Origin of the sequence: Marinomonas sp. TI.3.20, assembly GCF_038155025.1 — a bacterium.
Classification (GTDB): Bacteria; Pseudomonadota; Gammaproteobacteria; order Pseudomonadales; family Marinomonadaceae; genus Marinomonas; species Marinomonas flavescens.
The window spans coordinates 222,330-246,199 of the sequence record NZ_JBAKAS010000001.1 but is presented as its reverse complement, the minus strand read 5'-3'; the positions used below and the strand labels follow the sequence as shown (position 1 = coordinate 246,199).

Here is a 23,870-nt window from a genome sequence, read left to right as displayed (position 1 = left end):
TCTGAGACGAATCACGGAGGAGCGCGACATTCTAAAAAAGGCCGCAAGGTACTTTGCCAACAACCCAGAATAAAGTACGCCTTTGTTCAAGATCACGAAAAAGAACACTCCGCTTAGAAATGCACGTGCTACACCGACAGCAACAACAGCTTTTTTTATTCTTTAATATGTTTTCATTTTCGTGAAATTTTCACTCTCTCGAAGAGTCAACACTTCATAGCCCGTTTTTGTAACTAGAATTGTATGCTCCCATTGAGCAGATAGTTTTTTATCTCTAGTAATAACTGTCCAGCCATCTTTCTTAGTTTTAACCTTATGCCCACCTTGGTTGATCATAGGTTCTATAGTAAAAATCATACCTTCCTCGAGGACTAATCCTGAATTAGGTTTCCCATAATGCAACACTTGTGGATCTTCATGCATTTCTTTGCCTATGCCATGACCACAATATTCACGAACTACGCTATATCCTGAAGACTCTGCATAATTTTGAATCGCATACCCTATATCACCAAGTGTAGCCTTCGCTTTTACTGCTTCAATTCCTTTCCACATAGCTTCATAGCTTGTTTTAACTAAACGTTTAGCTTCTGGACTAGCAGCTTTAAGCACATACATTTTACTAGAGTCGCTAATAAAGCCGTTTTTCTCCAAGGTAATATCTATATTAACAATATCCTTTGTTTTTAAACGATAAGTGTTACTAGGAACACCATGGCATACAACTTCGTTAACTGATGAATTTAGAGAAAACTGATAACCATATTGTCCTTTACTTGCAGGACGAGCATTTAAAACATTAACAATATAATTTTCAACTTTAGTGTCTATTTCCATTGTTGTTATACCTTCGCATACAAACGAATCTAACATTTTGAACACTTGGGCTAAAAGTTTTCCAGACTCTCTCATGAAACTTATTTCAATATCAGTTTTGACCATTGATTTATTCATTAATTGCTCCTGAAATAGTCACAACTTCCTTGAGCAGTTGTTTTTTAATAATTTCATGAAAAGTAAGTGTTGGATTTAATTCTGAAAGCATCCCCATTTTTATCCAAAACTCTGCTTGCGAATTGATAGATCGAGACATGACACTGCTTGATTTTCTAATTTCATCATGCAGTTCATCTGAAATTTTTACTATACCCACTATACACTCCAAATATGTTTTATATACGAAACATATAAAAAATATATTACAATGTCAATTTATATCATTTAACGTTGAATTTGTGTGCATGGAGCCATCAATCTTGCTAAAAGGTAAGCGGTGGTTCTTTGGGTTAAAAGTTCCTATTGGTGTAGACGCTAGAACTCGCCTAACGCACAGCTTCAGTACAACGGCCGCCAACGTATATCTGCTCGTTTAATCTTATGCTTGTCGTAGGCATTAGATGTTATCCCCCGACCAATATTGCTAACACTCGCCATATTTTCTTGAGCTAGGCTTTGAAAGCAGACGATCAGGGCTTTTTGACGGGTTTTATACATATTGGGCTGACAAAAGGGATGATTTTGTTGAAAATGTCTGTCGCGTTCATGGCTCCGTGTTTAGTTGTTTTTGGCGAAATTATTGATCACCAAGGGCCATGAACGTCCCCTTCCTATGTTAACTAGTTGTTATTTACATAAAATTTCCGGGGATACCTCAGGGTTCGACCCTTTAGTGTTGGTGCCGAGCAGAAAAAAAGGGGCATTTGTGACCTAAAATAGGTCAGGTTCATTTTATAACAATACCTTACGAATCAATTAGATATAAAGGCTATAAATAAGTCCATTCGATGCAACGAAGTTGCGCGACTTGATGACGTTTCCGAGGCAATGTTTGACACTTTACCTCCAAGCTAATTAAGCTTCTAACCACCTTCCTTAAATGATCGACGTACAGGCGTTTTAATATGCCACGCAAATCATATGTTAAAGGTCTTAAAGAGATTTTTTGCTTTTCTTTTAAAGTAAAGTTTTGCATCAATTGAAAAAAGTTACACGCTCAGCAGAGCGGAATAAAAGTCGGAAAAACAAAGCATTAGAATGGAATCCATCAGACCAAACCAACAACCCCACCCTAGTTTTTCTCTTGAAGAAAAGGAAGGGACCGTTCGAGCTGTCTGCGGGCAGAAAAAAGGGCATTTGCGCTGATGAGGTCAGCGGCAAACGTCCTTTTTTTGGTTCGTTATCTGAGCAAGTCAGATGTACGAATTTAAGCTGAAGCTTTTTTGACGAATTGAGATTTCAGCATCATGTCACCTGCGCCATCTACTTTACAGTCGATGTCGTGGTCGCCGTCTACTAGACGTTTGATGGTCGCTTTGGTGCCGATTTTAAGAACTTGTGAAGAACCTTTTACTTTTAGGTCTTTCGCCAAGGTCACTTTGTCGCCTTCTTGCAACAATTTGCCGCTCATGTCTTTGATGATCAGTGCATCTTCGTCTACTTCCACTTCGTTCGGGTTCCACTCGTGTGCGCATTCCGGACAGATCAACATTGCTTGATCTTCGTATACGTATTCTGAGTTACATTTAGGGCAATTAGGAAGACTCATTGTTGTCACTACCTCGACGTTGGCTGTAAAAATTTCGCGCATTATACCCTTATTTTCACTGTGGTTTTTCACCTTCACGAAAAAATTTATTAGCGCTCTCGTTTACGCCACTTTTCTCGTTGTTTTAAATTCATCGAAGAAAAAACCTAATCCATTGATATTTATGAAAAAACAGCATAAAAAAACCGATCCCTGGCTATGCCGGAGATCGGTTTTATCGCAGGCTATTCACCCGCTAAGATGGTGCTATTAAGCGACTAAAGCTTCTTTTTCAAGCATGTTTTGCATTTGCTCGGCAATATTAGGGTTCGCGTAAAGCGCGTCTAACATGGCCACATAGACATCTGTAAAGACGGCATTTTGAGCAAGATCACCAAACACAGCGGTCAGCTTAAGGAAGGACAATTTATCGTCCTGAGAGCCTGCTGCTGCAGCGTGTAACTCTGCTTTCATATCATCAACAATGTCCAGCGCAACGCCTTCTTTGTTAACGCCTTTGTCTGAGTAGTAACACCACGCGGCGATCACAAGCGCAGCGAATTGAATGCTGCCACTTTTCGCCATGTTTTCTGTGATCGTAGGGATCAAGAATTTAGGCAGTTTAGAAGAGCTTTCTAGACAGATACGCGCCAAGTTGTCTTTCACATTCGGGTTACCGAAACGCTCAATCAAAGAACTTTTGTAATCTTCCAGATTAATGCCTTCAACCGGTGCTAATACTGGCGTCGCTTCTACGTCCATAAAACGGCGTAAATAAGTCGCAAACAAAGGATCTGCCACACAACCATCAATCGTTTGATGACCGTGGATAGAGCCCAACAAGCCCAAGACAGAATGACCAGCATTAAGCAGGCGAATCTTCATGGTTTCGTAAGGCGTTACATCTGGCACAAACTGAGCACCGACGTTTTCCCATGCAGGGCGACCATTAGAGAAAGTGTCTTCGATTACCCACTGTGAGAACGGCTCACAGACGACAGGCCAAGCATCGTCCACACCAGATGCTTGTAGGTTGGCAATATCGGCAGGCGTTGTCACTGGCGTGATACGGTCTACCATGGCATTTGGGAAGCGTACTTCTTGCTCGATCCATGCCGCTAGTTCAGGGTCTTGTTTCTCAGCGAACGCTAGCAGCATTTTACGAGTCATGTTGCCGTTGTGCTGGATGTTGTCACAAGACTGAATAGTGAAGGCTGGTAGGCCTGCAGCACGACGTTTACGCAATGCTTCAGTCAGAAAGCCAAACACCATTTTAGGGTTTTGTGGGTTGGCTAAATCGTGCTGCACATCTGGGTTGCTAAAATCAAACTCATTGGTCGCTGGGTTAAAGTTATAACCCCCTTCGGTAATGGTCAAAGAGACAATTTTGGTCTCTGCGCTGGCCATTTTATCTGTTACCGCGACCGCATCATCACAGCCCAGCATGAAATCCACAATCGAACCAATAACACGATTCTCTACTTTGCCGTCTGGGTGCTTCACGATCAGCGTGTAAAGATAGTCTTGCTGCTTAAGAATGTCGCCAATTTTGCGGTCGGCTTCGCGCAAGCCAACACCGCAAATGCCCCATTCAGTTGAGCCTGTTGATGCTAATAATTCATCTGTGTAAAACGCTTCATGCGAACGGTGAAAGCCACCGATACCAATGTGTACAATCCCTGCTTTTAGCTTGCTACGGTCATACGTTGGTGTAACAAACGAGTTAGGCAAGCTTGCTAAGTTGCCTTGGTTCAATGGTAATAATGACATTAAGAAATCTCGCAATATTAGTTAAGCTTGAAGTGCTTTTTGGCGTCTTAAGACCCAATAGGCTGCGGTGAAATAAATGACTGTGCAGACAAAGCCGTAGGTATAAAATATTTCGCGGTTCGCTAAATAGGCGGTCATGTTTGAGCTGCCAAACATGGTGAAGAAAGCCAACCCTAATGTGACGGCTAAGCTGATCCACGTAATCGTTCCCAGCGTTTTAGACAACAAGGAGGTATCTTCTACGATGGGGCTGGCAATGCTCGCTTGATGCTCATGGTAGGCTTCAACAAGTTTATCGTGCTTATCCATGGCGGCTTTTTCTTCTGTGTAATCTTTGTCCGCTCCGTAACGCTTTGCGAGTAATGTATAAACAATGATAGTGACGACCCAAGTTGGTAAAAATAGGTAGTAAAATGACATGACATTTAGCGTATTTAAGCCAAAACCAAACACCAAGCCAATCCCCCACGATGCGATAGCTGGCGTGCTGTGTGTCAATTTTTGGAAACTTACCCAATAGCGGCTAAAACCAATTTTTGGAAAAATAACGTGCTCTGCAAATACAATCGCTCCCACTGGAACAACCAGCAAACCCGCGTACGTCAGTAGCGGCAACATTTGGCTAAATACGAAAGGGAAACAAGCCACAACCATAGTCACAAGACCAACAGCCAGCGTGGCTTGTTTTCTTGAATAACGTGTGAAAATAGCCTGAGCGGCCAGTCCTGCCCGATACAAATTGGCATTGGCGGTTGTCCAACCCGCAATAATCACAATAACAAAACCAGAAAGACCCAACGCCTGAAATGCCACATCACCTGGGTCCAATGCAATAATACTTTTCTTAACCAGTACTGCTGTGCCAGCGCCCATGATGCCAGCTGAGATCCAAGCAAGGTAATGACCAAACAGCATCCCAGAGCTCGTCGCCATACCGTATATGGGTTTTTTGGCATAGCGTAACAACGCCATATCGATTAGACCAAAATGGGTGATCGTGTTCGCTGCCCATGCAAAACCAATGACTTCTAGCAAACCAATACCTGGTTTCCCAAACGCATTTACACCCGTCCAGATAGACTGATCGCCAATGGTAATAAAGTCTTTAAAGCTGTGCAGTGTCGTGGTGCCTAATACCGATTCAGATAGCGCAGGCATGATCACCAAGGCGCCGGAACCAAACATCACAAATAACCAAGGCCCACAGATACCAGAAAACTCTGACACCGCTTTAAAACCGTACATGGCAACAAACACCACAACAGCGCCCACGGCCAACACCACCAGCACAAACAAGGAATTGGTTGGGTACCAGTTAAGTTGAGCGGGAATATTAAATAAATATCTGACGGCGGTACTCGATACAGTAATCATCGCCGCCGATATGACGGTGAATATGATGACGTTTGCCCAGTTGTAGAGCTTGGTCATCGACTTGCCAGCGATTTTTTCTAAATAGGTATAAAGGCTAAGGCGTGTTTGAGTCGCAATAGGAGAGGTAATTAACGTCCAGCTTAAAATGGCAAGAATGTTACCGATCAAGAGACCTACGAGAATGTCCATCGTCTTCGCGCCCAACGCAACGAAGGTGGCTCCAATAACAAATTCTGTCGCGGCTACATGCTCACCGGCATACAGCCCTAAAAAATGTTTCCAACCATGTAGGTTGTGTTTTGCGATAGGCAATTGCTCTTCGCTAACACCGTCTAATTTTTCAAAATTCATCTTTTCTCTCATTATTTTTTTAATTTAGATTAGCAAAAGATACGAGGCCATCAGCCGGAGCGAAGCGGCTTTCACGTCATGTCTTTTGTTGATAAATAGCGCTACATCGACCTCAATCTGGTTTGGCACTTACGCTGTGAATGGCAAAAAAAGTTGGCTTTATAAGCCGGTCAGACAAACGTTAAAAAAACGTAGGTTGAATTATTGAGAAGGGGAGAAAATAGATAAATACAACAATAACTTACAAAAAAAACGCCGTATTTATGCCGTCAAATAAGAGTATTGCTATCGTCTTTTCATGCTTACTGCTAGCTCGTAAGCCCCCATCAGAGAAAACCATTTCTAAACCAACCGTTCTGAGGGTAGGGAGTTTAAAAAGTAGTCTTGAAGTAAACAAATACAATAAATAGGAAATAGTAATACTATATTGACTAAAAATACTAATTTACTAAATAAGTAGTACTTTTATGACACTAAAATTTAATATTTTTAATTAAAGGTACTTTTTAGTAACAGTGTGAGCTTGTAAAGATTAAAAATAGATCATTATGGTCAATTTTTAATCTTCTCTGCGTGTTTTTCCTAAAAAAATTGATTATTAATTAATCTATTGCCTCTTAAAAGTAACGTTATTCTATTGTTTTGATCGCTAAATTAGCCCGTTTTTCGACATGAAAAAGTGTATTTTATTCGACACAAACATATGAATATGATAAACATCATATGTTTACAAAATATAACAAAATGAGGCTATCAATGAAAACAAATATAAAATGCGCAATTTCCCTCAAGACAATGGCACTCATCATGGTGCCTATTGGAGTATCAGGGTGTGCAGTCGATCAATATTCAGGCACACCGGTTGCAAACTCTCATAGCCCAGAACAAGTTCAGGGCAACGTGCCTAACGGCAGCCCTAAAGACTGGGTCCTAGTTCCTAGCCTATCTGACGAGTTCAACGGCACTAAGGTGAATACTTCTAAATGGGATATCAGCCCTCAATCTTGGGGCGCTTGGACTTGGAAAGCAGATAACACGAAAGTAAATAGTGGCAATCTTGACATCACGATGCGCTACGACGACAACCCTAATGCGACATTACGGACATCGCTTTATACGCCGTTCCATGCCCACACTTACTTCTCATCGGGTATTCTTAAGTCTAAAGCAACGCAAGTGTTTGGATACTACGAAGCTCGTATCAAGGGTGTGGCTAAATTCCCTGGATCTTCTCCCGCATTCTGGCTATACAGTAACAACGTCACTGACGAAGCGGCAGGATTTTTAAAACACGATGATAACGAACAAGCGTATTCAGAAGTGGATATCGTCGAGATGCAGCAACACGCTCAAGACTCACATATCCTTGATATGCATGCCCCATACCAAGTAATGAAAGATGGTAAGGCAACTTGGGTTCGTAATGCTCAGCAGCTACCGTATCTCGATCATCCACATGTTAATGGTAATTTCGACCCAGCCGCGGCATTTCATGTTTATGGCGCTATGGTTGAGCCCGATCGAATTACTTACTACCTAGACGGTAAAGAAGTAAATAGCTTGGCGAATACGAATTGGAACCGCCTACCTATGAATCTCGCTTTGTCTTTAGGTCTACGAGCGCCAAACTTACGCTATAGCACAGCAAGTAACCCTTGCCCTAATAACCAGCGTCGATGCGGTAGACCACCAAAGCTTAACGCTAATGGCGGTGTAGACGGTTACCCAACAACAATGCAAGTTGACTGGGTACGTGTTTATAAGAAAAAACCTGGAACTAGCCCTTACTAAGCATTTCGTATTGATTTGACTAATACGCAATCGATAAAGAGGAGCCCAGTCGTTATTGATGGGTTCCTCTCATTCAGACAGATTGCATTGTCTATGCCATCGGAAAAAGTATGGCGCATGGCTAGTTATTCGCGATACCTCGCATGGTAACGCCTTAGCATTCTTAACGCGCTTAGCCAGTAAGCCGACGCACCTGACGATACAATCCCAGCCCTGCGCACACGCCGATGATGGCCAAACCGCTCCAAATCCATTGGCGATTCAGGCTCTCAATAGACAGTAACCAACCAATGCCAACATTCCCCCCGAATGCAGCAATGCCACCGATGCAGGAATATAAACCGTAGTAGCTGCCTAACTCGGACTTATCACAAAAGCGCGGCACAAAAGAGCCCAGCAACGGCAACACCAACATAGACCCCAAACTGAACATCACACCATAAGCGATGAAGTTTAACCAAGGGGCGCCATCAAACGAGATCAGAAACCAAAGAAACGAGCCACCCATTAAGACCAGCCCAAGTCCCATTGCCTTGGCGTTGCTAATCGACTGAGACACCCATCGACTGATCGGCATTTGCAGTGTGATACCCAGAATAGACGTGGTCATAAACACCCATGTAATGACATACGATTCCAGTCCACGGGCGTCGACTTCATTTGGCAATGATAAATACAGCTGATGAAAGAACAGATGAAAGGCACAGGCAAACAGAATAAATTGCATGAAGGCGCGGTTTCGCAGCATGCTTTTCCATTGCTGCCAAAAACCTTGCTGAGCAGAAGTGCGCTTAGGTTGATCAGCCAATACAGGCAGATAACGCCATTGAATCAGGAATAAGCCGAAGAACAATAGCGCCGCACTCAAACCCACCCACATAAAGCTCACGGCCACCAGCGAAATGCCCAATAGAGGGCCAAGAAACATCCCCGCTTCACTGGTCCAGTTTTGCATTGCAAAAATTCGATCGCGGCGAACTTGATCCGGAGCTTCGTAGGCCAAATAGGCATTGCTTGAAGGGGTAAATAACGCCCCAGCAAAACCGGTAAAAAAAGCGCCAAGCAAGAGCAATGGCAAGCTTTGCGCGATACCCAACAAGACAAATCCGACCACTCGAACCAAGCAGCCCAGCAAAATCAAGCGCTTATAACCTAGGTAATCGCCCAGCGTACCACCGACCAAAAACAGCCCTTGCTGACTCAAGACACGCAAACCAATTACCAAGCCAACGTACCATGGGGTGAGTCCCAATACGCGCTGAAGATGGTCCGCGAGATACGGCAACAGCATGTAAAAGCCAAGATTAAAGCTAAAACCATTAATAACTAAGACACGGCTCGCTGCGGATAACTGACGCCAATCGGTCAGAAAGTAATTTGCCTTCATAGCAGTGCGTTTACCGTTTTAGAGTCATTAAAATCATTTGAGAGGCGCATGATGCCCGCTGCGCTGAGTACGAACAAACGGCACACCGGCGCTGTCCAGCATCACCTCAGCGGTCACACCGTAAACCTCATGCACCAATTCAGGCGTAAGAATGTCTTTTGGGGCACCTTGAGCGACCAGCTTTCCGTCTTTTAACACCAATAAATTATCAGCGTATTGGGCCGCTAGGTTCAGATCATGCAAAATCATAATCGATACCCAGCCATGCTGTTTGGTGTTCTTATCCAAATGATCCAATAGGACCTGCTGGAAATGCAGATCGAGCGCACTGACGGGTTCATCCAACATCAATATTTTTGGTTGGCGCATCAAGGCTTGAGCAAACAACACCATTTGGCACTGACCGCCACTGAGTGTCCTGACATCGCGATTCGCTAAATGCAGCAAGCCAATTTGATCCAACGCCTGCAAAGCGGCTTCTAATAAGCGATTACCCAGCTTCAACGACAAGGCATCAAGCTGCCCAAGTAGCACCACTTCCAACACACTCAAGCCTACGTCTAACCGAATGTCTTGGGGCATGTAGCCAAAGCGCCGACGCCATTCACTTAACTGCTTGCGGTTTAATGGCTCACCATCAAAATACACATCGCCTTGTTGTGGCTGCACATCGCCAAACAAGGTTTTTAGCAGGGTGCTTTTGCCGGTGCCATTGGGGCCAATGATCACATGGGTTTGCCCTGCGTTTAGGGAAAAGCTGATGTCATCCGCCAGCACAAGGTCATCAAACGCTAAGTGTAAATTTCGAATTTCTAACATGACTAACGTTTCTTCCCGATGATCAACCAAAAGAAAAACGGCACGCCAATAATCGCGGTAACAATACCGATAGGGAACAAAGAGCCAGGCACAATGGCTTTAGACAACACGGACGCACTGGACAATAAAAAGGCGCCGACTAAAAAGGACAGCGGCAAAAAGTAGCGTTGGTCTTCACCCACCAGCATGCGTGCGATATTGGGTGCAACGATACCAATAAAGCCAATAATGCCGACAAAACTGGTCGCGGTGGCCGTCATAATAGCCACTATGATTAAGGTTTTCAGACGTAACCGCGTGACATTAACTCCCAGACTTTTGGCGCGTTCTTCACCTAGGCGCAATGCCGTTAGCTTCCATGCGTCTTTCAGCAACACCAAGACACAAACCAAGGTGACGCCCGCGGTGATAGCCACATTCGACCAAGTTGCTTTGGTTAGGCTACCAAACAACCAAAACAAGATCTGCTGGCTTAACTCTGGCGACGACACAAACTGCACAAGAGACAGCAAAGACTGGAACAAAAAGAGCAGGGCAATACCCGCGAGAATCAACTGACCAGACGTAATATGGCGCATCATAGCAAGGCCAAACAATAAGCTAGCCGACAACATACAACACACGAAAGCGCCGATCGGAACGGCAATTTGCGAGCTCATACCAAGAGAACCCAAGTACAGCATTAAAGCCGCACCAAAACCCGCCGCGGCGGCCATTCCTAAAGTATACGGACTCGCCATTGGGTTATTCAGCAGGGTCTGCATTTCCGCCCCGCCAACACCTAGAGAACCTCCGACGATCACGGCCATCAGGGCAATAGGGAGGCGCAAATTGATCACAATCATTTCTGTGATATGCGATACCTCAACAGGAAAACCAAACAGGCTGGCTAGGGCATTCGATACCTGCGAAATACCAAGCAAAGAAGGGCCTGTGGCGATATCAAATACAAAAGAAAACAGTAACAACATTAAGAGACAAGCAATGACAAACCAACGTCGTTTTTCATAACGGCGCTGAGCATTAACGGCCTCGGCAACAAGAGTGGTATTGATCATTATTTTGTCATCTGCATTACGAAAATGTCGCTTAAGAAAATCAGGGGGCTAGCGATATAAGGTAAATATTAATCGCCCTTATTTTGTAAGGTCTTTATAAACAAACAACAAAAAACAAATGATAATTGTTTGCATCTCTATTGTAATTCAATATAGAATCCGCACAAGCTTTCATTCATATTTTTAATCAATTTTATCTTTTAAAATTGAATAACTAATCGAGAATTCTTTCATGATCCAGATAATGCTTAGCCTTTTTGTCCTTATGTTTGCGTCATTAAGCCTTGCGCAAACAACGACAATTACCGATGTACTTGATCGAAAAGTCACCTTTAACGCACCAGCACAACGGGTCATTGTGGGATTTTATCCTGAAGATTACATGGCCATTGGCACCGAAGCGGCTTATGACAAGGTGGTCGGTATGTCTAAATATATTTGGCAGGCACGCCCAGCAAATTGGGATATGTATGTGAAACATCGCCCTTCGTTGGCGACTATCCCAGGCATTGGTCGGGTGGATACTAAGACCTTCTCGATTGAAAAAGTCATCAGCCTTAATCCCGATCTTATCATGCTGGCAGATTGGCAATTTAAAGGCTTAGGCAGTGATATACAGCGTTTGGAAAGTGCGGGGATTCCGATCGTTGTCGTTGATTACAACGCACAAACATTAGCTCGACATATGAAAAGCACACACATCATTGGCGTTATCACCGGTCAACAAAAACGCGCCGCAATGATTGCCGAAGAGTACTCAAAAAATCTTAAAATGGTGACCGAACGATTGGCAAAAGCCAACTTACCTAAGCCAAGAATCTATACCGAATTCGGCGCTTCAGGTGTTAATGAAGTCGGCTACACCTTTGGTAAAAATATGTGGGGAGCGATTGCCACTATGGCCGGCGGAGACAATATTTCTGCGCCTTATGTTGAATGGTGGGGAAAACTTAACCCTGAGCAAATACTTGCTTCTGACCCTCAAGTTATCGTGATCACAGGCTATGAAAAAGGCAATGGAGACGATGCGATGATAATGGGGCAAGGCGTAGATGAAGCAGTGGCTAAAGCACGCCTTGAGGGCTTTAAACGTCGTACTGGTTGGTCTAGTTTATCGGCTATTAAAAACAATCGCATGTTTGCCGCATACCATGGTGCCTGCCGTACTATTCTAGATGGCGCCATGATTCAGTTCTATGCCAAAGCCATGTACCCAAAATTGTTTAGCGATTTGAATCCTGAAGCCGCCTATAAAGACTTCTACAAGAAGTACCTTCCGGTTACTCCTGAAGGCACCTTTATGATCTCGCTATAAACCATAGCGGCGATTTACGAATCATAAAAAAACCGATTAAGTTCAGTTACTTAATCGGTTTTTATTTGATCAAAAAATAAATAAGATGGCGTTTTATCGCGCTTCAGCCGCCTTTTCTTGGCTTTGTTTGCGCATAAACCAAAACCCTAATGCTGCTGCCGCAAAGCCGAACACGCTGCCAATACCAATCCCCCAACGGGCTCCTAAAAAGTCCGATATTGCCCCCACTACAGGGCCGCCTATCGCAGTGCTACCCATGGCTGTTGCTAACACTACAGACATAACACGACCACGGTATCGGCGCTCAGTAGACAGTTGCATCAGCGTATTACTTGATGTCATAAACATCTGTAAGCTCAGACCTAGGAATACCAGTGCGACAATAAAACTCATGAAATTTGGACTTAATGCGGCAAAAGCACTGCTGACAGCAAAGCCAGCAGCGGCTAATGTCAAAAGAAACATTGTCGGTTTTGTTCGGCTTGCTGTGACCATGGCGCCCGTTATTGAACCTATCGCCATGGTTGAAATCAACATGCCATATTGTGCCGCATGACCTTTAAATACATGCACAGTCATGGACGATAAATACACCGCAAAATTCATTCCCAAGCTGCAGATCAAAAAAGTCATGATGAGCTGAATTCGCATCGTGGGATGAGCTGAAATATAACGAAATCCATCCAGAAAACTGGATGCTGATCTCGTTTTACCCACTGAAATTTCTTCTTCCTTAACCGGTAAGCGCGCTTTTAATAAATGTAAGGCGACTAGCATTGGAATAAAAGAGACGGCATTCAATAGGAACACCCAGCCAGCGCCTATCCAAGCAATCAGCAAGCCCGCGATAGCAGGGCCAACCAAACGAGCAGTGTTAAAAGACAAAGAATTTAGCGAGACCGCATTGGTTAACTCATCTTCACTGACAACATCTGAGACGAAGACTTGTCGCGCAGGGGCATCAAAGGCGGCAACACAACCTAGACCGAACGCACAAACACACACTTGCCAGAGCTCAACATGATTACTCAATACCAAAAAGCCCAACACGAGTGCCAACATGGACATTAGGCATTGAGTAATAAACAGGAGTTTACGTCGATCCACCCGATCAACTGTCCAGCCAGTAATGGGCAATAAAAGAATTTGCGGTGCAAATTGTAAAAATACCACCAAACCTACCGCAGAAGCATTCTTATCAGAGAGCTGAGAAATAACAATCCAATCTTGAGCGGTACGCTGTAGCCAAGTTCCAACATTAGAAAGAACGGCCCCACTGAACCACAGTCGGTAATTGGGATTCGATAATGAACGAAACGTATTAATCAATCATACCACCTAGTCTTCTGACACTAATTTTTTCAACGCGGGGAGCGCTAACTGAAGGGCTTTAATTTCTTGTGCGTTAAGGTGTTCAGCAATGCGTTGCTGCAACCACTCTTCTTTTATTAACAGCTTCTTTTCTACTTTTTCCTGAAAAATATTGGTTAAAGACAGCAGAGTTTTACGCCCATCTTTAGGATCAGGATGGCCGGTGATATAACCGGCTTCTTTTAAAGACTGTACTGTGGCGCCCATTGATTGGGTACGAACACCTTCTAGCGCGGCTAATTCAGAAACCGTCGAGACAGAGTGTCGATATAAGTATCTCAGTACATGTTTTTGGGACCAGTTCAGGTCAGCATCATTAGACTTTTCTTTGAGCTTGCGATGAATTAACCCAACAATTTGGTGTAAATCCATTGCCAAGGGGGAATGTGCTTCTTGAGGCATTAGAAAATAGCTCCAGTAATTAAGCAGCTAAACTACCAAGTTTGACTACTTAATTAAAGTCCCAGAAGGGCAAAGTACAGATGTTTCCACAGATGGGATAACTATGAGTAAAACGTGGTTTTTCAAAGACAGCTTTTCAAAGAAAACTATTTTCCAAGAAGCTATTTTCCACGAAAGCTAGATACTTTCTTCTAGCTCAATCATCAAGTCACTACCAATGCCTTCCAATGCTTCTTCGAGATCCAAGAACGCAAGATCCGCTGGAATATGCAGCACCATATCCGCTTTAAAAAGCATTTCTGAGCTCATCGGAGCTGGCTCACACGTACTGGAAAGTTCTTTGATATTAATCATCAGAGAATGGAGAATTTGAGTCACTTCTTTCACTATGCCCGGCTTATCATTACCCACGACAGACAAGCTAATGATTTTCCCTTTTTCTGCTACCACTTTGGCGCTTTCCACAATCACATTCAAACCGAGCTGATCAAATGCTTGTAAGGCGCTTATCAAACCCGCTTCATGCTCTTCTGGAACAGACACGGTTAAGATGCCAGCAAACTTGTCCGCTAAATGCGCCATACGGCTTTCTAGCCAGTTGCCATGATGCTCTCGCACCGCTTCTGAAAGGCGTTCTACTAAACCGGGTTTGTCTTCACCAATAAAGGTCAGTACTAATTGCTTAGTCATAATCTGCTCCCGTTACTTATTTGTATTATGTTGGAATGCATGGTGTGAATATCTAAAGTCTAGACTACTGCCTTTGAGAAAGAATGCAAAAAAAACCGCATAAAAAGGCGACCGAAGTCGCCTTGTGTTGTCATTTTTCTGAAGATCGTTTTTTCAATTAGCGTTTCTTCGGCTGTCTACCGTGATAAATTGAGTAACCTTTATCACGTAATAAACGCGTATGGGAACCTAGAGCGGCGTCTAGTATGGGCGGGTAACGCAAAAAGTCATTAGCCACAACAAACAACTCACCGTTCAAAGTAAGGTGTTGTTTTACCGTCATAAAGAACTGTTCGGCAATACTATAATCCGTATTAACACCGCTATGGAATGGCGGATTAGTGACCACATAATTAAAGCGCCCCTTCACCTCTTTTAAACCATTAGAGGCGATCAAGGTCAGTGCATCAGATGCGTCGTTGGCAGCAAATGTTAATTCGGTCGCTTTCAGTGCAAAAGCACTGTCGTCTAGCGCGGTGATCTTCACACCCGTTTTGTTAAACAACCACAAGGCAATAATGCCATCGCCACAGCCAAAATCGAGCAATCGAGCGTGTGCTATATCACTCATAAAACGATGCTGATCCAATTGGTTAAGCAGCAGCTCAGTGCCTTTATCTAGTTTGCCATGACCGAATACACCTGGAATGCTGCATAGATTAAGCGTTTGACCCGCTACGTCTTGCTGCCACGTGGTAATCCATTTTTCAAATACAAACGGTTTGGCTTCTTCACGCTTGTAACCTTGATACAACAAGCAATGTTTTGCACCTTCCACTTTACCGACGTCTTCTAGGCCGTTTTCTAGACGCTTCATTGACGATTTGACGCCACTTTTATTGTCGCCCACTAGCCAAACCTTTCCGCCCATTTTAACCAGCGGCAATATGGCGGCAATAAGGTAATCTAGCAGTTCTTTGGCTTTTGGCTGATAAATCACTACATTGTCGAAATCAGACGCGATTGACTCAGACCATTGCTCAGAAAAAACCAGTTTCTCTTCAGGAAATCCAACTTGCTGCAACGCATCACATTGCGTCTTAGATTGGCTCCAAGCATAGACATCTGCTTTACGGCTCAAATCCAGCGGATAGGTGTCTTCTGGGTTAGCAAACAAAATCTTGCCAGTAAGAGATTCTTCATTGCGCGCCAATAATTGGCTCGTCATATTAAGGTTCATAGGTTACGGATAGCTCTTTAATAGAAAGGGTAGATACAGGCGCAAGCAATATGTTTAAACGCTCTGTGGATAAGTCAGGTTGCACTCGCGGATAACGAGGCTGTTGTCTGTCGTTCAATAATGGCGCTTGCCAACCTTTAGTGAGCGCCAAAAAATCTTGAGCAAACGCATCTCCATGCTCTAAGCAACCAGACAAGATGACATCCACATAGCTTAACGCAATAGGGCAATTATCATCCGGCTCAACCACGTTGTGGGTGTGATAAACCCAGTAAGTGCCTTGTGGTAGCTCGTGTTCAAGATATGTTGTTAGCTGTTCTCGTGCAATTTGAGAGCGTTGGTAGCCTTGCTCTCGCTGATCGAAGAGTGGAAACTGATCATACGGGACTTCCACCAAAACACCATTACAAGCGCGTTCAGATGCCTTAACAACGGCAACAGAACTCATACCATATTCAGAAGACATCACCGACCAATGACGCTCAAAACCATGTAGTTTTACTGGCCAGACGTCACCTGTTTCGCCTGTTTTAGAACGGCTTTCACCATTAATCAGACTACCGTAGCCTAAAATAAAGTGTCGGTCTTGTGAACTCATCTCAGTCTCCTAAACAGGGTTTCAGCACAACAACATTTTTATGGTATGCATAATAACGTGCGGCCTATCACATCGCTAGGCTTGAAGAGAAATCTCCCAAATGATGCCGTTAGGAGAGAGCATAAAAAAAGGGCAATGCGACAAGCATTACCCTTTTTTTAGACGATTTTCTATACGCTAAGCTTTTCTTCTCTTATGCTGAATCAAGAACACCATAGGTATCGCACAAATGGTTACCCACATCATCATTCGAAAATCCTGCAGGTAACCCAATGTGGCGGCCTGTTGATTGACTAGGTTATCCAATACCACTAGACCTTTTGTGGAATGTATTGAGAGTGCGGCTTTTTCCTCTGCTAACTTCAAACCAAGGCTAAACGGAGTAATGTATTCGGAAAAAACGGCATGGTTAATTTGGATCCGTTGCGCTAGATACGTTGTCACAACAGAAATGCCAATACTACTGCCAATATTTCGCAACAAGCTAAACATCGCGGTGCCTTCGTTTCGATATTTAGGGTCAATCGTAGAAAAAGTCACGGCAGAAATGGGCACAAATAAGAAGCCTAAACCAGAGCCTTGCACCATCCCTGTCCAGATAATATCGAACGAGGTGCTGTCTGTGGTGAACTGCGTCATTTTCCACAAAGAGAACGTAACAAGAGACAAGCCAAAGGCAATTAAATAGCGCGGGTCTACTTTGCCGGACAAGCGCCCAACGATCAACATCGCGCCCATGGTACCAAATCCACGCGGTGCCAATACGCTCCCCACACTGATAACGGGATAGCCCATTAAACTTTGCATAAAGGGTGGCAACAACGACATGGTCGTCAGCAAAATAACCCCGACAATAAAGATAAAAATCATTCCCACACTAAAATTTCGGTCTTTAAACATATGCGGGTCGATGAATGGATGACTGTGGTTAAAGATATGCACCAAAAACATATACCCACCCAAGACCGCTAGCATGCCTTCAATGACGATTTCGGGGCTATCAAACCAGTTTTGTGACTGCCCTCGGTCTAACATCATTTGCAACCCACCAATGGCCGCGGCCAATAAGGCAAAGCCATAGAGGTCAAACTTACGGGCTTTATCAATTTTTGTTTCTTCTAAGAAGGTCCCAATACCAAACCAAGCAATAATGCCAAACGGCACGTTAATATAGAACACCCAGCGCCAGCTGTAATACTCCGTTAAGATACCACCAAGATAGGGCCCTAAAATCGGCCCAACCATGACACCAACGCCCCACATTGCCATTGCAGAACCGTGCTTTTCTTTTGGGTAAGTATCCAGTAACACGGACTGAGACAAGGGCACTAAGCTGGCACCGAACACCCCTTGCAACAAACGAAATAGCACAATTTGATTCAAAGATTGAGCGGCACCACATAAAATTGAGGCCACGGTAAAACCCACCACAGACCACATAAATAGACGTTTTCGGCCAATTCGAGAAGCAACGAAACCCGTCAGTGGCATACAGATAGCCGCCGCGACGATATAAGAGGTTAACACCCAAGAAATCTGATCTTGAGTGGTTCCCATCGCGCCTTTCATGTGCGGTAAGGCGACATTGGCAATGGTGGTATCCAAGGCCTGCATGATCGTCGCTAGCATCACGGATAGCGTGATCATCACATAGTTGGTCGTTTTGCTACCTGAGTTACTAATGGTAGTAGTTGTCATAAAACGGCCTTACAGCGTGATGCCAAATAGGCTTCGATGATGCTTAGTATCAATAGAAACCTGTGCGCTCATACCCGAACGAAGTTCTGGCTCGCCGGATTCATGGTCAATTTTTATGCGAACGGCAAGGCGTTGGGCTACTTTCACCCAATTACCCGTCGCGTTTTCTGCTGGAATCACGGAGAACTCAGAACCAGTCGCAGGGCTAATACTTTCAACCTTGCCTTTCCAAGTGTAATTTGGGTAAGTATCTACGTCGATTTCAACACGTTGACCAGGCTTAACGTAGGTAAGGTCTTTTTCGGTAAAATTCGCTTTAATTCGTGTGTCTTGATCGGCAACGAGCACCATAGTGGTCGCCCCTTTCGCTGTGTATTCACCTAGCTTAGGCAACTTAGACACAATGCCGCTAGCGGGTGCACGAACCTGTGTATAGCCTAAATTCAAACGCGCAGTGTCGAGTGCAGATTGCAGTGATTTATAGCTAGAATACTCTTCTGCTGGCATGCTTGGATTGCCTTCTAACATGGCTTTTAAGGCATTTAAGTTTTCTTGCAATGCCACCACGTTCATCTTACTTTCGCGGGTATTTTCTTGAGCTTGATCAAAGTCAGAATTCGAGGCGTAATGTTTTACCAACAAATCTTTTTGACGCTTTTCTTCTCGTTCGTAAAAAGCCAGCTTTGTATCTGCTAGTTTTAGCTGCACGGCTTTTTCGCGATACGTCGCTTGTTGTGCAAGTATATTACTGCGCATCACAGACAACTGAGCTGCGGCCTTATCTTCGGCAAACTTGAATGGTTGTGGGTCGATCACATACAAAAGCTGACCTTTAGATACCACTTCATTTTCTTTCACATCGATAGCAGAAATAGAACCAGAAACTTGATTGGTGATAGAGGTAATGTCTGCTTGAACATAGGCATTGTCTGTTTCAATGTAACGTCCACTCAGCATATAGATCAACGTCGACACAACCACAATAACAACGGGGACGCCGACCAGTAGCAGGCGTCGCTTTCCACGATTGGCAACTTGTTTCGTCGGCTCTAGGGTATTTTCTTGTTCACTCATATCGGATATTTCTCCAGAAAAATTCTGTATCAATAAAATTATTTTTTAGAGGATTTAACTATCAAAGTTCACTGGACAAGTTGGTATGCATTAGCTGCAATGCTTCTACTACCGTGGCAATTTGATCTTCATTCAAACCGTTTAATGTTTTATCTCTCACCTCATCTTTGATCGCGTTGATGATTTTCAAACGCTCTAAAGCAGGCTCTTTAAGATACAAGCAGTAGGCACGACGATCAGTAGGGTCCTGACGACGCTCGACTAAACCATCCTCTGAAAGTTGATCGATTAAACGGGCAAGTGTAATTGGCTGGATTTCTAATAGCTCGGCTAACGCGACTTGGCGCATGCCTTCAGAGCGCTGCACGCAAAGTAACGCTCGTGCTTGCATATATGTCAGAGACATTTCTCTTTGCTGGTATTCACGACGCATTAGCCTAATGATATCTACCATTAGGAAGCTGATGTTTTCCGTACTCATATTGATTCATCACTATTAATATAGAATGAACATTATATATATTGCTTATCATTTACAATGCGTTACAAAGAATGTACACAATCTATCCTCAATACCCGTATAGACTGGGCTGAAGAGGCTATCTAGGCACTGATTTTTTTATATAAGGTATAAATAAAAATACATATCTAAGTCTTCATTTAGTCTGTGAGGCAATATGAAACTCGCGAGAGAAAATAACCATGCTATTCGCTTCGGCAAACAAATGAGCTGGCTAAATTCACGCTTCCTCGTTGGTAAATAGCCGTCCTAGGATAAGGACAAAGAGGGCGCTCTAACCCTTGCATGCGGTTCGTGAGCTCTGGATTATTAGGCCGTGCTGTCGCAATAACAGTATTAGGCGCCTGTTTACGCTCCACCCATTGCATCAAGGGCAATAGCATATCAAAGCGGTCCAGCGACGGGCCTCCTTCTCCATGAGGCATTCCGGGGATACGATACAAGCGCACAAAACTGTCCGCCTTACCTTCTTGATTAAAGTTCAAATCGTTATACCAGCGGATAGTATTTTTAACCGAAAATACGGGATCACTGTTACCGTGGAAAATAACCATTTTTCCGCCATTTTGCTTAAATGACTGTAATTTGGGTCCATTCGCGCCAGGTGATGTCATGAAATTCATTGCAGATTCTGGAAATTGACTATTTTTAGCATAAATTTTTGGAGCATCTTTATCAAAATTGAACGCTAACAAAAAGGCCTCTAATAGCCCTGGAGTGCTGCCTGTGTGTACCGGTGGTGTCATAAAAATATTGGCTAGAGCTGCTGCGCCAAGGACATCAGAAATGGGTTTAAACTGCCAAACATTGACTGTGCTTTGGATTTTCCAACGACGCCAATTTTCTGAACGTATGCCGGTGTCGTAGACCCAATCCGAATATAACGCCTGTCCTTTTGAATTTTTCGGACCTTGTTGCATTCGCATAAGGGCCGCTACTTTTTCTGGAGCAAGACAGTAACGATCAAATTCCCCTTTACACGCCAGTAAACTCGGTTTAAATCGTTGCTGACAAGAATCTGATGCGAAGATCAAATCGTCTTTAATCCCGTCCAAACCATCGCATTGATCCAGCAGGCTTTTGGTAAACATAACGAGATCACGTTTGGTTAACGCGACTCGATGAAGTGCTTGTGCGTCCCAAGCAAACTGAAGTGCCGCTTTTGGAAGGTCGAGTCCGGGGTAGCCAACCAGTAAGCCGTCGAACATACGTGGGTAGCGAGCAGCGGCGACGATTGCCATACGACCGCCATTTGAGCTTCCTATGCCATAACTATAGCGAATCGGAGCACCATAATAATTCTGTATCAGCATTCTCGCTACAGGATAGAGTTTACGCACGGCATCGTAGCCATAATCTCGGCGTGCTTGAGGGTCTCGTCCAAATAATGCGGAACCATCGAGTCCTGCTTGTGAAATGGGCTCGGCATCATGCCCTCCGTTGCTAGACACTACGGCAAAACCTCGGTTAATCGCATATTGCGCTGGGAGCAATCCGGTCACATTCCCTAATGCAGGCTTTACTTCGCCATCGTTCCCACTATTGAATTGATACGCAAACCGCCCTTGCCAATAGTCAGGTAAACGCAATTCAAATTTAAGCGAGTAGGGCTTGCCATCGATGCCAATTCGATGATCCATTTGCCCTCTCACAAGACAAAATGAAGCCAAGGCTTTACCATCAGGATAATAACGGGTAGCACTAATCTGTATGCCTTCTGGGGCTATTTTTTTTAGCTCACTACAGGCCATAGCATTCGCAAAACTACTAGTAACAAGTAGAAAGCAAAACAAGGGGACTAGGAAAAGTGCCTTCATCATATCGTCCTTAATGTCGATAGCACAAAAATAACAGACTAGAATAATCAAGGATATAAAGTAGTCACTGTAAACAACATAGCGAATTATGAAGGTGCAGGGAAGAGGCTTATTTAGAAATAATCAGGAGAGAGATAGAAATGAAAAACGAGTCAAAAGACCCGTTTTTATAAACAATTACTTATAGAGACGTCAGTAATAAAGACTGCATTAGTGTGCCGAAGCAAAAACTAAAAGATCAGCGGGTGTTTTGAAGTCTACCGCCATAGTAACGCTCAGAGCAGTTACTGTGATGATAGAGAAGAAAAACACTTGGCGTGCCCAACCGTTTATATCAATGTCCTTGCGATAGCCTCTTAACGCCATCGCTAGCCACCAAAGGCTGGTAGATAAAGCCACAATCATAAAGCCCACACCAACGTAGCCAGTTAATGGCAGCAGTGCGGTCACAATCGCAAACGCGGCGATATAAAGGACAATATGACGTTTCGCTTTGGCAATGCCTTCAGCAACCGGCAATACAGGGATATTAGCCGCGGCGTAATCTTTGTAACGAAAAATGGCAATCGCATAAGAGTGCGGCATCTGCCAAATACAAAACATCGCAAGAAGAATCGCAGCGCCTGCATCAAATTGACCTGCAGCGGCACAATAGCCAACTACTGGAGGTACAGCACCAGATAAGCTACCAATCGCAGTTCCGTATACGGATTTTCGCTTAAAGTACATGGTGTATAAGCCAACATAAACAAAGTAGCCAAAACCTGCGAAGGAGACAGCAACCCAGTTAGTGAAGTAAGCCAATAAGGCAAACCCGACTAGACCTAATACAACACCGTGAACAAAAGCGGCTTTACCAGACATTTCACCCGTGACCGTTACCCGGTTACGCGTACGTTGCATTTTTGCATCTATGTCTCTGTCTATATAGTTGTTAATGGCACAGCCAGAAGCAACGACTAACGACAAGCCAATGACTGTCGCTAGCATAAGAATCCAGTCGATCTCGCCACGAGAGGCTAAAAGAAAGCCTCCCGCAACTGAGATGAGGTTGCCCATAATGATGCCAGGTTTAGTCACCTGGAGATAACGCTTAAACATCTTTATAGACTCCCATCGACGCGGTTTTTATTCCGCATATTTATCAAGTTATTCAGCTTACATCATCATCGCGTTAGACGCGTAGATGATCCAAACAGACAATGCTACAACCATTACTATAATCAAAGCAGCAAACAAGAAAGAATAAGTATCTAACTTGCCTTCTTCAGAGAAGTTCAAGTGAAGGAAATACTTCAAGTGAACAAAAATCTGAACAACTGCGAGTGCAACAATTGATATATAAGTCGTTTCATTATCAAACGTGTGCGTCATCACCATCCAGAATGGAATTGCTGTCAAGATAACAGACAATACAAAACCAGTGACGTAAGACCCAACGCTGCCGTGTGAATTAGCTTCAGAAGAATGATTGCTCATTTATACTTTCCCCATCAGGTAAACAACGGTGAAAACACAGATCCAGACAACATCCAAGAAATGCCAGAACAAACTTAAGCAGCTTAGACGAGTTATCGTGCGACCACCAAGACCCGTTTTTGCAACTTCAACCATCATGATGAACATCCAGATCAAACCAGCTGTTACATGCAAGCCGTGAGTACCAACAAGGGTAAAGAAGGCTGTCAAGAAAGCACTAGTCTGAGGTCCATGTCCCGCAACGATTAGATGATGAAACTCGTATATTTCCATGCTGATGAACACAGCACCCATCGCAAACGTCACTAGCAACCACGCAAGGGTGCCACCTTTGTTTTTGTTGTGTGCGCATAGCATCGCGAAACCGTAAGTGATACTTGAAACAAGTAGCGCTGCCGTTTCCACTAGAACAAAGTCTAGTTCGAAAATATCTTTACCTGATACACCACCGGCTGTGTTCATAAAGAGCACAGCGTAGGTAGCGAAGACGGATGCGAATAACAAGCAATCCGTCATTAGGTATAACCAGAATCCAAACACGTTATACGGTGCTGGTTCGTGGTCGTGATGCTCATCGTGAGCTGAATGTGTATTCATATGTGTTGTACTCATG

The 23,870-nt window shown here is 43.9% G+C and carries 22 protein-coding genes; 2 read left to right on the top strand and 20 right to left on the bottom strand.

What is annotated here, in order from left to right; genetic code table 11:
- Positions 1-162 precede the first annotated feature (162 nt).
- The 5 genes from map to V6259_RS01070 all read right to left on the bottom strand — a co-directional run bounded on the left by map (position 163) and on the right by V6259_RS01070 (position 6,019).
- Positions 163-954: a type I methionyl aminopeptidase gene (gene map, locus V6259_RS01095; RefSeq protein ID WP_341582991.1), complete on the bottom strand. Its 792-nt coding sequence runs from the start codon at positions 952-954 to the stop codon at positions 163-165.
- Positions 947-1,153: a ParD-like family protein gene (locus V6259_RS01090; protein WP_341582990.1), complete on the bottom strand. Its 207-nt coding sequence runs from the start codon at positions 1,151-1,153 to the stop codon at positions 947-949. Before V6259_RS01090 ends, map begins: the two co-directional genes overlap by 8 nt.
- Positions 1,154-2,203: 1,050 nt before the next feature.
- On the bottom strand, positions 2,204-2,545 hold the full coding sequence (locus tag V6259_RS01080; protein ID WP_341563401.1) for a zinc ribbon domain-containing protein YjdM: 342 nt from the start codon (positions 2,543-2,545) through the stop codon (positions 2,204-2,206).
- A gap of 249 nt (positions 2,546-2,794) precedes the next feature.
- Positions 2,795-4,294 carry a mannitol dehydrogenase family protein gene (locus V6259_RS01075; protein ID WP_341582989.1) on the bottom strand — a complete coding sequence of 500 codons (1,500 nt, stop codon included), beginning with the start codon at positions 4,292-4,294 and terminating at the stop codon, positions 2,795-2,797.
- A 21-nt stretch (positions 4,295-4,315) separates the two neighbouring features.
- Positions 4,316-6,019: a purine-cytosine permease family protein gene (locus V6259_RS01070; RefSeq protein WP_341582988.1), complete on the bottom strand. Its 1,704-nt coding sequence runs from the start codon at positions 6,017-6,019 to the stop codon at positions 4,316-4,318.
- A 756-nt stretch (positions 6,020-6,775) separates the two neighbouring features.
- On the opposite strand from V6259_RS01070, the gene V6259_RS01065 reads away from it, so the two are divergent.
- Positions 6,776-7,810 carry a family 16 glycosylhydrolase gene (locus V6259_RS01065; RefSeq protein WP_165942852.1) on the top strand — a complete coding sequence of 345 codons (1,035 nt, stop codon included), beginning with the start codon at positions 6,776-6,778 and terminating at the stop codon, positions 7,808-7,810.
- A gap of 172 nt (positions 7,811-7,982) precedes the next feature.
- On the opposite strand, the gene V6259_RS01060 is transcribed toward V6259_RS01065, so the two are convergent.
- From V6259_RS01060 to V6259_RS01050, 3 genes are read right to left on the bottom strand one after another with little or no spacing between them, the layout of a single operon-like run.
- A complete protein-coding gene (locus V6259_RS01060) occupies positions 7,983-9,197 on the bottom strand; it encodes an MFS transporter (protein WP_341582987.1) in 1,215 nt (404 codons plus the stop codon).
- A 33-nt stretch (positions 9,198-9,230) separates the two neighbouring features.
- Positions 9,231-10,016, bottom strand: a complete 786-nt coding sequence (locus tag V6259_RS01055) for an ABC transporter ATP-binding protein (protein WP_341582986.1) — start codon at positions 10,014-10,016, stop codon at positions 9,231-9,233.
- Between the two features lie 2 nt (positions 10,017-10,018).
- Positions 10,019-11,074, bottom strand: a complete 1,056-nt coding sequence (locus V6259_RS01050; RefSeq protein ID WP_341582985.1) for a FecCD family ABC transporter permease — start codon at positions 11,072-11,074, stop codon at positions 10,019-10,021.
- Between the two features lie 232 nt (positions 11,075-11,306).
- Between V6259_RS01050 and V6259_RS01045 the strand changes: the two genes are divergently transcribed.
- A complete protein-coding gene (locus V6259_RS01045) occupies positions 11,307-12,389 on the top strand; it encodes an ABC transporter substrate-binding protein (protein ID WP_341582984.1) in 1,083 nt (360 codons plus the stop codon).
- 93 nt (positions 12,390-12,482) lie between these two features.
- Here the strand turns inward: V6259_RS01045 and V6259_RS01040 are convergent, their stop codons facing one another.
- The 12 genes from V6259_RS01040 to cyoC form a co-directional block, all read right to left on the bottom strand.
- Complete coding sequence (locus V6259_RS01040; protein ID WP_133010713.1) at positions 12,483-13,718, bottom strand: MFS transporter; 1,236 nt, start codon at positions 13,716-13,718, stop codon at positions 12,483-12,485.
- Between the two features lie 9 nt (positions 13,719-13,727).
- Complete coding sequence (locus V6259_RS01035; protein WP_133010712.1) at positions 13,728-14,162, bottom strand: MarR family winged helix-turn-helix transcriptional regulator; 435 nt, start codon at positions 14,160-14,162, stop codon at positions 13,728-13,730.
- Positions 14,163-14,339: 177 nt separating this feature from the next.
- A complete protein-coding gene (locus V6259_RS01030; RefSeq protein WP_341582983.1) occupies positions 14,340-14,852 on the bottom strand; it encodes a glycine cleavage system protein R in 513 nt (170 codons plus the stop codon).
- 157 nt (positions 14,853-15,009) lie between these two features.
- Positions 15,010-16,059, bottom strand: coding sequence for a class I SAM-dependent methyltransferase (locus V6259_RS01025; RefSeq protein ID WP_341582982.1), 1,050 nt, complete (start codon positions 16,057-16,059; stop codon positions 15,010-15,012).
- A gap of 1 nt (position 16,060) precedes the next feature.
- On the bottom strand, positions 16,061-16,669 hold the full coding sequence (locus V6259_RS01020; protein ID WP_341582981.1) for a gamma-glutamylcyclotransferase family protein: 609 nt from the start codon (positions 16,667-16,669) through the stop codon (positions 16,061-16,063).
- A 177-nt stretch (positions 16,670-16,846) separates the two neighbouring features.
- Positions 16,847-18,367 carry a DHA2 family efflux MFS transporter permease subunit gene (locus V6259_RS01015; RefSeq protein ID WP_207923185.1) on the bottom strand — a complete coding sequence of 507 codons (1,521 nt, stop codon included), beginning with the start codon at positions 18,365-18,367 and terminating at the stop codon, positions 16,847-16,849.
- Positions 18,368-18,376: 9 nt separating this feature from the next.
- The gene (locus V6259_RS01010) at positions 18,377-19,441 is read right to left on the bottom strand and encodes an HlyD family secretion protein (RefSeq protein ID WP_133010708.1); all 1,065 of its coding nucleotides are present in this window, start codon (positions 19,439-19,441) and stop codon (positions 18,377-18,379) included.
- Between the two features lie 61 nt (positions 19,442-19,502).
- Complete coding sequence (locus V6259_RS01005) at positions 19,503-19,922, bottom strand: MarR family winged helix-turn-helix transcriptional regulator (protein WP_133010707.1); 420 nt, start codon at positions 19,920-19,922, stop codon at positions 19,503-19,505.
- Between the two features lie 224 nt (positions 19,923-20,146).
- Positions 20,147-21,781, bottom strand: a complete 1,635-nt coding sequence (locus V6259_RS01000; RefSeq protein ID WP_341582980.1) for a tannase/feruloyl esterase family alpha/beta hydrolase — start codon at positions 21,779-21,781, stop codon at positions 20,147-20,149.
- Between the two features lie 207 nt (positions 21,782-21,988).
- Positions 21,989-22,879: a heme o synthase gene (cyoE, locus tag V6259_RS00995; RefSeq protein WP_341582979.1), complete on the bottom strand. Its 891-nt coding sequence runs from the start codon at positions 22,877-22,879 to the stop codon at positions 21,989-21,991.
- Positions 22,880-22,936: 57 nt separating this feature from the next.
- Positions 22,937-23,257, bottom strand: coding sequence for a cytochrome o ubiquinol oxidase subunit IV (cyoD, locus tag V6259_RS00990; RefSeq protein ID WP_341582978.1), 321 nt, complete (start codon positions 23,255-23,257; stop codon positions 22,937-22,939).
- Positions 23,258-23,869, bottom strand: coding sequence for a cytochrome o ubiquinol oxidase subunit III (cyoC, locus tag V6259_RS00985; RefSeq protein WP_341582977.1), 612 nt, complete (start codon positions 23,867-23,869; stop codon positions 23,258-23,260).
- Position 23,870: the final 1 nt, after the last annotated feature.